The 8,468-nt window shown below is 73.7% G+C and carries 9 protein-coding genes and 1 pseudogene; 9 read left to right on the top strand and 1 reads right to left on the bottom strand.

Translation table 11 applies throughout. The features are described 5' to 3' along the window. The 7 genes from JNW91_RS27220 to JNW91_RS27190 form a co-directional block, all read left to right on the top strand. Positions 1-262, top strand: a 262-nt coding sequence (locus tag JNW91_RS27220; protein WP_203178269.1) for an acetyl-CoA carboxylase biotin carboxyl carrier protein, incomplete at its 5' end; no start/stop codon positions are given. A gap of 18 nt (positions 263-280) precedes the next feature. Beyond that, positions 281-1,723 (top strand): acetyl-CoA carboxylase biotin carboxylase subunit, encoded by a 1,443-nt coding sequence (locus JNW91_RS27215; RefSeq protein WP_203178268.1) that lies wholly within the window; start codon positions 281-283, stop codon positions 1,721-1,723. Continuing rightward, on the top strand, positions 1,720-2,475 hold the full coding sequence (locus JNW91_RS27210) for an SRPBCC family protein (protein WP_203178267.1): 756 nt from the start codon (positions 1,720-1,722) through the stop codon (positions 2,473-2,475). The genes JNW91_RS27215 and JNW91_RS27210 overlap by 4 nt, the downstream gene beginning before the upstream one ends. Continuing rightward, positions 2,468-2,872 (top strand): cupin domain-containing protein, encoded by a 405-nt coding sequence (locus JNW91_RS27205; protein WP_203178266.1) that lies wholly within the window; start codon positions 2,468-2,470, stop codon positions 2,870-2,872. Before JNW91_RS27210 ends, JNW91_RS27205 begins: the two co-directional genes overlap by 8 nt. Next, a complete protein-coding gene (locus tag JNW91_RS27200; protein ID WP_203178264.1) occupies positions 2,869-4,143 on the top strand; it encodes a beta-ketoacyl-[acyl-carrier-protein] synthase family protein in 1,275 nt (424 codons plus the stop codon). Before JNW91_RS27205 ends, JNW91_RS27200 begins: the two co-directional genes overlap by 4 nt. Then, positions 4,140-5,387, top strand: a complete 1,248-nt coding sequence (locus tag JNW91_RS27195; protein WP_203178261.1) for a beta-ketoacyl synthase N-terminal-like domain-containing protein — start codon at positions 4,140-4,142, stop codon at positions 5,385-5,387. Before JNW91_RS27200 ends, JNW91_RS27195 begins: the two co-directional genes overlap by 4 nt. After that, entirely contained in the window at positions 5,384-5,707 is a 324-nt protein-coding gene (locus JNW91_RS27190; RefSeq protein ID WP_203178259.1) for an antibiotic biosynthesis monooxygenase family protein, read from the top strand. Before JNW91_RS27195 ends, JNW91_RS27190 begins: the two co-directional genes overlap by 4 nt. 6 nt (positions 5,708-5,713) lie before the next feature. Here the strand turns inward: JNW91_RS27190 and JNW91_RS27185 are convergent, their stop codons facing one another. After that, positions 5,714-6,652, bottom strand: a complete 939-nt coding sequence (locus JNW91_RS27185; protein ID WP_203178257.1) for an exo-alpha-sialidase — start codon at positions 6,650-6,652, stop codon at positions 5,714-5,716. Between JNW91_RS27185 and JNW91_RS27180 the strand changes: the two are divergent. Beyond that, positions 6,651-8,095: pseudogene (locus JNW91_RS27180) on the top strand (alpha-hydroxy acid oxidase). The gene JNW91_RS27185 and the pseudogene JNW91_RS27180 overlap by 2 nt on opposite strands. Before the next feature lie 94 nt (positions 8,096-8,189). Next, the gene (locus JNW91_RS27175; protein ID WP_203178255.1) at positions 8,190-8,450 is read left to right on the top strand and encodes a hypothetical protein; all 261 of its coding nucleotides are present in this window, start codon (positions 8,190-8,192) and stop codon (positions 8,448-8,450) included. The last annotated feature ends 18 nt before the right edge of the window (positions 8,451-8,468 follow it).

Below are 8,468 nucleotides of genomic sequence, written 5' to 3'. Positions count from 1 at the left end.
GATCCGGCCGCCGGTACCCGGACGGGCGGCGGTGCGGGCACCGATCGTCGGCACCTTCTACCGGTCGCCGGAGCCCGGCGCGGCGCCGTTCGTCGCGGTGGGCGACCTGGTCCGGCCGGGTCAGCCGATCGCCATCGTCGAGGCGATGAAGCTGATGAACGAGGTCACCGCCGACCGCGCCGGCCGGGTGACCGCGATCCTCGTCGAGGACGGCCAGCCGGTCGAGTACGACCAGCCGCTGGTCGAACTGGGACCGGCCTGACGGCGTGGGTGGGTGACCATGTTCGAGACCGTGCTGATCGCGAACCGGGGCGAGATCGCGCTGCGGGTGCTGCGTGCCTGTCGGGAGCTCGGCGTCCGCACGGCGGTGGTCTACTCCGCCGCCGACGCCGACTCGGCGGTGGTCCGCCTCGCCGACCAGGCCGTCCGGATCGGGCCGGCGTCGAGCCGGCGCAGCTACCTCAACGCCGCCGCCATCATCGAGGCGGCCCGGCAGGTGGGCGCGCAGGCCGTGCACCCCGGCTACGGGTTCCTCTCCGAGGACGCCGATTTCGCCGAGATCTGCGCCGACAACGGGCTGACCTTCATCGGCCCCCCACCGGCGGTGATGGCGGCGCTGGCCGACAAGTCCTCGGCCCGGGCCCTGATGAGCCGCGCCGGCCTGCCGTTGCCGGCGGGCAGCGTCGCACCGGTGCCGACCGCCGCGGCGGCCGTCGAGGTGGCCGACGCTGTCGGCTATCCGGTGATCGTGAAGGCCGCCGCCGGTGGCGGCGGCCGGGGAATGGCGGTGGCGCACACCCCGGCCGAGCTACCCCGGGTGTACGCCCGCACCCGCGCCGCCGCGCAGGCCGCGTTCGGCGACGACCGGGTGTACGTCGAGCGGTACCTCACCGAGGCCCGGCACGTCGAGGTGCAGGTGCTCTGCGACTCGCACGGCAACGGCGTGCACCTGGGCACCCGGGACTGTTCGGTGCAGCGCCGGCACCAGAAGTTGGTGGAGGAGGCGCCCGCGCCGGCGCTGCCCGGCGGTGTCCTCGACGCCATCGCGGAGACCGCGCTGCGGGGCGCCCTCCAGGTCGGTTTCGTCGGCGCGGGCACGCTGGAGTTCCTGGTCGACGCCGAGGAGCGGTTCCACTTCCTGGAGATCAACTGCCGGATCCAGGTGGAGCACCCGGTCACCGAGATGGTCACCGGAATCGACCTGGTGCACGAGCAACTGCACATCGCCGCCGGGGTGCCGCTGCGGTGGCGGCAGGAGGAGATCCGCCTGCACGGCGTCGCCGTGGAGTGCCGCGTCAACACCGAGGACCCGACTCGTGGCTTCGCGCCCACCCCCGGCCGGTTGGAGCGGTTCACCCCGCCCGGCGGCCCGTTCACCCGGGTCGACACCCACGCCAGCGCTGGCTACCTGATCGGCCCCTGGTACGACTCGCTGCTCGCCAAGGTGATCGTCTGGGCGCCCGATCGGGAGTTGGCACTCAACCGGCTCGAACGGGCCCTGGAGGAGTTCGACGTCGCCGGGCCGGGCGTGCGTACCACCATCCCGTTCGTCCGGCGGGTGCTCGACGACGCCGCGTTCCGCAAGGGCCACTACACCACCGGCCTGGTCGACCGCCTGCTCGCCGCGCCCGGACCGGCGCCCGCGCAGTCGTCGCCGGCCACCCCCGCACCGCGCCCCGCGCCCGCCGTGGAGCCCGACGTATCCCACAGGAGGAACCGATGACCGTCACCCATGGTCGCCCGATGACCGCCGAGATCACCGACATCCTGGTGGCGCACTGCGGGCTCGACGCCGACGCCGCGGCCCGGGCGCCCGCCGCGTCGCTCGACGAGCTGGGCATGGACTCGCTCGCCCTGCTGGAGCTGTCCGCGGTCGTCGCCGACCGTTGGCAGGTGACCATTCCCGAGCAGGCCGGGCAGCTGAGCATCCCGGCGGTCGCCGACCTGGTCGCCCGCCGTGTTGACCCACCCGGGCACACCGAGAACAGCGTGTTCATCGACGCGCCGCTGCCGGTGGTCTGGGAGGTCACCAACGACGTGGCGAACTGGACCGAGTTGTTCACCGAGTACGCGGTGGTGGAGATCCTGCACCGCGACGGGCACACCGTGCGGTTCCGGCTCACCATGCATCCCGACGAGAACGGGGTGGCGTGGAGCTGGGTCAGTGAACGCACCGCCGACCCGGTGAGCCGCCAGGTCCGCGCGCACCGTGTGGAGACCGGACCGTTCGAGTACATGCGGATCCACTGGCGTTACACCGAGGAGGCCGGCGGCACCCGGATGACCTGGACGCAGGACTTCGCCATGAAGCCGACCGCACCGCTGGACAACGCCGCCATGACCGAGCGGATCAACACCAACAGCGTCATCCAACTCGCGGTGATCAAGGATCGGCTGGAGCGGACCGCCCGCGGGCGTGCGGAGCAGGACGGCCCGGCCGCCGGCGACGAGTCGACGGAGGCCGTCGATGAGTGACCTGAGCACGCGGCCGATCGCCGCCCGGGACGTACCGGCCGACCGTCGGCGCGGCGGTGAGCTGCGGGTGCTGCTGGGCCCCCGCACCGTCGGCAGCACCTCCGGCTTCCTCGGGGTGGCCACGCTCGCACCGGGGGAGCGGATCGCCGAGCACTACCACCCGTACAGCGAGGAGTTCCTGTACGTGGCCCGCGGCGCCATCACCGTCGACCTGGACGACCAGCCGACCCTGCTGGCCGCCGGCGAGGCGCTGTTCGTGCCGGTCAACGTGCGGCACCGGCTGCGCAACACCGGCGTGGAACCGGCCGAGGTGGTCTTCCACCTGGGTCCGCTGGCACCCCGCCCCGAGCTGGGGCACGTGGACACCGAGCTGGCCGAACAGCGGGGCGGGTCATGACCGGGCGCCGCACGGTGGTGACCGGCGTCGGGGTGGTCGCCCCCGGCGGCGCCAGCCGGGACCGCTTCTGGAAGACCATCACCGAGGGGCGTACGGCCACCCGGCGGATCAGCTTCTTCGACCCGTCGCCGTTCCGCTCGCAGATCGCCGCCGAGTGCGACTTCGACCCGGTCGCCGCCGGGCTCACCGACGCCGAGCGGCGTCGCGCCGACCGGTACGTGCAGTTCGCGTTGGCCTGTTCCGCCGAGGCGGTCGCCGATGCCGGCCTGGTGCTCAGCGACGCCGAGCGGGACCGGGCCGGAGTGGTGCTGGGCACCGCGGTGGGCGGCACGATGGCGCTGGAGCAGGAGTACGTCACCGTCAGCGACCAGGGTCGGCGTTGGCTGGTCGACGCGGCACGCGGGGGCCCGTACCTGTACCAGGCGCTGGTGCCCAGCAGCCTCGCCGCGGACGTGGCCTGCCGGCACGGGCTGCACGGCCCGGCGCAGGTCGTCTCCACCGGCTGCACCTCGGGCATCGACGCCATCGGCTACGCCCACCAGTTGATCGTGGACGGTGAGGCGGACGTGGTGCTGGCCGGCGCGGCGGACTCGCCGATCTCACCGGTCACCGTCGCCTCGTTCGACGCGATCAAGGCGACCAGCCCGGACAACGACGATCCGGCGCACGCCTCCCGCCCGTTCGACGCCGACCGGCACGGGTTCGTACTGGCCGAGGGCGCGGCCGTGCTGGTGCTGGAGGAGGCCGGGCGCGCCCGGCGACGCGGCGCGCACGTCTACTGCGAGGTCGCCGGCTACGCCAGCCGCAGCAACGGCTACCACATGACCGGGCTGCGCCCGGACGGGCTGGAGATGGGCCTCGCCGTCACCGACGCGCTGCGACAGGGCCGCATCGCACCCGAGCAGGTCTCCTACATCAGCGCACACGGCTCGGGCACCCGGCAGAACGACCGGCACGAGACGGCCGCGTTCAAGCGGGCGCTGGGCGAGGCCGCGTACCGGGTGCCGATCAGCTCGATCAAATCCATGGTGGGGCACTCGCTCGGCGCGATCGGGTCGATCGAGATGGCCGCGTGCGCCCTCGCGATCGAGTTCGGGGTGGTGCCGCCGACGGCCAACTGGAGCACCCGGGACCCGGAGTGCGACCTGGACTACGTACCGAACGAGGCGCGGGAGGTCCCGGTGGACGTGGCGCTGTCGGTGGGCAGCGGATTCGGTGGTTTCCAGTCGGCGATGGTGTTCCGCCGCCGGCCCGCGGCGGTGGTCGGGTGACCGCCCGGGCGGTGGTGACCGGCATCGGTGTGGTGGCCCCCAGCGGAGTCGGGGCGGACGCGCACTGGCGCACGGTGCTGGCCGGTACCCGCCGCACCGGCCCGATCACCCTGTTCGACCCGGCCGGCTACCCGACCCGCCACGGCGGGCAGGTGCCCGACTTCACCGCCGACTCGTACGCCGACAGCCGGCAACTGGTGCAGACCGACCGGTGGACGCACCTCGGCTTCGCCGCCACCCGGCTCGCGTTGGCCGACGCCGGTCTGCCCGAGCGGGCACCCGACCCGTACGGCTACGCGGTGACCCTGGCCAGCTCGTCCGGAGGCAACCTGTTCGGTCAGCGGGAGCTGCAACGGCTCTGGGGCGGCTCGTCGCGCACCGTCGGGGCGTACCAGTCGATCGCCTGGTTCTACGCCGCCAGCGTCGGGCAGCTGTCCATCCACCACCAGTTCAAGGGCCCGAGCGGAGTGCTGGTCGCGGAGACCGCCGGCGGGTTGGACAGCCTGGCGCACGCCGCCCGGGCGGTACGCCGGGGCACGCCGGTGGTGATCGCCGGGGCCACCGAGTGCCCGCTGAGCCCGTACGCGCTGGCCTGCCAGCTGCGTTCCGGGTTGCTCACCGATGTCGCCGACCCGCAGCGGGCGTACCGGCCGTTCGACACCTCGGCCAGCGGTTACCTGCCGGCCGAGGGGGGCGCGGTGTTCGTGGTGGAGGAACTGGGGCACGCGCTGTCGCGGGGCGCCCGGATCTACGGCGAGGTGAGCGGGTGGGGCTCCACGCACGACGCCGCGCACACCACCGAGGACAGCGCTGGCGATGTGGGGCAGTACGCGCGGGCGATGCGGCTGGCCCTGGACCGGGCCGGCGTCGCGGCGGCGAGAATCGACGTGGTGCTGCCCGACGCGCTGGGCGTGCCCCGCTACGACCGCAGCGAGGCCGAGGCGCTGCGTGCCGTGTTCGCCGACCGACCGCCCCCGGTGACGACGCAGAAGCCGCTGACCGGGCGGGCGCATCAGGGCGGGTCGGCGCTGGACGTGGCGACCGCCCTGCTCGCCTTCGCGCACGACACGCTGCCCGCGTCCGCCGGCCCGGACGAGGTGGCCGACGGGTGTGAGCTGGACTTCCTGCGCGAGCACCGTCGGCCGCGCAGCCGGCTCGCGCTGGTCTGCGCGCGAGGATTCGACGGGTTCAACAGCGCTTTGGTCCTGCGTGGGGCGGCGCCGACGAGGGGAGAGACGCCATGACCGAACAGCGGGCCCGGGTGGTCTTCCTGGTGCGGGTGCCGGTGCCGCGCACCGAGGAGTTCCTCGCCGCGTACGAGGCGGTGCGGCACCTGGTCGCCGACGGTGTGCCGGGGCACCTGGTCGACCAGGTGTGTCGTTCGTCGTCCGATCCGGAGCAGTGGCTGATCACCAGTGAGTGGGCGAGCCTGGCCGACTTCGAGAGTTGGGAGCGCAGCCCGGAGCACCGGGACCTGGTGCGCCCGATGCGGGAGTGCTTCACCGACGCCCGGTCGCTGCGCTTCCACATCCACGCCCAGACACCGGCGTTCGCGTCGGGCTGATCACGCTCAACCGGCGAGGCTGACCTCGGCCAGGTACACGCAGGTCCGTCCCTCGTGCGACGAGTAGTAGCTGACCCACAGCAGGTCGTCGTGCCAGACCAGGCCGGGGTAGCTGGTGTCGCCGCCGGAGGGCAGCGCGACCAGCTCGGTCAGCTCGCCCCGGTCCGGGTCGACGACGCAGACCGCAGTCCGTACCTCGCCGTCGAGCAGACGTACCCCGGCCAGCAGCCTCCCGTCGGGAAGCCGCAGCAGGGTCGGCCCGCCCACCTGGACACCCAGGTCGGTCCAGCTCCATTCCCGGTACGGGGGCAGCGCGCGGCCGAGTTGGGCGGTGGCGTCGTCCCCGTCGCGGCGCAGCAGGCAGAACGCCGTGCCGTCCGGGTCGAAGACCAACCCGGACTCGTTGGGGTAGCCGCCCTCGAACAGCATCGGCACCCACGGCTGAAGATCGACGCCGTCGGTGCTGCGGTAGAGCCGGGCGAACCTCGGGTCGCGGGTGGCGTAGCCGACGCCGTACAGCGCGTCGCCGTGCCAGGCGGCCCGCCACACCCAGACGCCCGGCTCGCCGACCGGGGTCGCTTCGCCCCAGTCGTGACCGTCGGCGGAGAGCCAGGTGACCGTCTCGAACGTCTTGGCGCTCTGCCCGACGGCCGCCGCCGCGAACAGTTGCAGCCGCCCGTCGGGCCGCCGCACGAAACGGGGGTCCCGCAGGTCGACGTCGGCCTGGCGGATGACCGCGGCGGAGGTCCAGCAGCGCCCGTCGGTGGACGTCAGCACCCGGATCACCCCGTCGTCGGAGAGGTGGGTTGCTGCCTCGCGGAAGGCGCAGAACCAGCTTCCGGCGTGCCGCACCAGGTCGGTGAACGCGCTGTGCGGCGCGCTGTCGCCGATCCGGCGCACGGCGGTCACCTCGGCGGTGGGTCGGCGGGTGGGTGACGACGTCATGCGCGGCAGCCTCCAGGTGCGGGTGACGGCCGACGCTAGACGCCCCCGCCGACGCTCGCTTGGCCACCAGACGAACGCACGACGAACTCCCGGACCGGAGCCGTCCGCGCCGGGGCGGGCCGGGCCCATCCGGTACGGCCTCAGCCGGCCCCCTCGGTGTGTTCGGCGAGGAGTTCGCCGAGCACGTCCCGGGCCTCGGCGGCCCGGGCCGGCTCCGGGTTGTCGGGGGGTGATCAGCGTTGACGCCCGTCAGCGGTGGCGGCTAGGTTTCTGGACCATCGTCCCGGCGGGCGCGGTCAGCGGACGGCCCCGCAGCGGCACGCGGTGGAGGTTCCATGTCGACCCCGAGGCGGGTGAGCGGGTGCTGACCGGCCCGCCAGCCGTGTCGCTCGGCGACTACGCCGAGTGGGCCCGTGCGGTGTTGCCGCCGGCCGTGTGGGACTACGTCGACGGTGGCAGCGCGGCCGAGGTGACCCTGACCGTCAACCGTCGCGCGTTGGACGGGGTCGCGGTGCTGCCCCGGGTGCTGCGCGGCGTGGACACCGTCGACCTGGGCACCCGACTGCTCGGCCGCCCGTACGCCATGCCGGTCGGTGTGGCACCGATGGCGTACCAGCGGCTGGTGCACCCTGACGGGGAGCTGGGCCTGGCGGCGGCGGCGGCGCGGCCGGGGTTCCGTATGTGGCGAGCACGCTGGGCAGCACACCCGTCGAACAGGTGACCGGGGTCGGCGCGGACGTGTGGTTCCAGCTCTACTGGCTGCGCGAGCGGGCCCTCGTCCGTGACCTGCTGGACCGGGTCGTCGCTGCCGGTTGCCGGGCACTGGTGGTCACCGTGGACGTACCGGTGCTCGGCCGGCGTCCCCGGGATCTGCGCAACGGGTTCCGGCTGCCCGCCGACGTCGTCGCCGCGAACCTGCCCGGCGGGCGTGACGCGCTGGCGCACGCCGGCGCCCCCGGGGTGTCCGCGCCCACCGCCGCGTCGTTCGCCCCGGCGCTGCGCTGGACGGACCTGGCCTGGCTGCGCGAGCAGGTCGACCTGCCGCTCGTGGTCAAGGGGGTACTGGACCCACGCGACGCGGTCGAGGCGGTACGGGTCGGCGCGGACGCGGTGGTGGTCTCCAATCACGGCGGCCGACAACTCGACGGCGCGCCGGCGAGCGTCACCATGCTTCCGGAGGTCGTCGACGAGGTCGGCGACGGTGGTCAGGTGCTGTTCGACAGCGGCGTCCGCGGCGGGACGGACGTGCTGCGGGCGCTGGCCCTGGGCGCGGCCGGGGTACTCGTCGGCCGGCCCTTGCTCTGGGCGCTGGCCGCTGGCGGTCAGCCCGCCGCCCGGGACGCGCTGGCGCTGCTCGCCGCCGAGCTGACCGACGCGCTCACCCTGGCCGGTTGCGCCGATCCGGCGTCCGCAGCCGAGCTGCGGACCGTCCGCACGGGTTGACCGGCGGCCAACCACCCGGCGGGTTGACGCACCGCGTTCACCGGATGGCAATGCGCGACGACCCGCGTTGGGCCGTCCTGCGTGGACGGTCATAATGGGCCGCATGGTTGCCTGGGAGTACGCCTTGCTCGTCCGCCGCTATCAGGGACAGGGCCGCAATTTCCACGTCTCGTTCGTCTGGTACGGCCCAGACGGCTCACGCAAGGACATCACCGCGTACGGCGACACCGCCATCGCGCACCTCAACCGCGCGGGCCGGGAGGGCTGGGAGCTGGTCTCCGCGGCGGAGGACGTGAACAACGTCCAAGGCAGCACCGAAGTCCACCGCTACCACCTAAAACGCCCCATGCCCTAACCCACCCCAGTACCCCAC

It is taken from the genome of Micromonospora parastrephiae, assembly GCF_016802865.1.
GTDB lineage: Bacteria > Actinomycetota > Actinomycetes > Mycobacteriales > Micromonosporaceae > Micromonospora > Micromonospora parastrephiae.
This window is presented reverse-complemented; position numbering and strand designations above follow the sequence as displayed.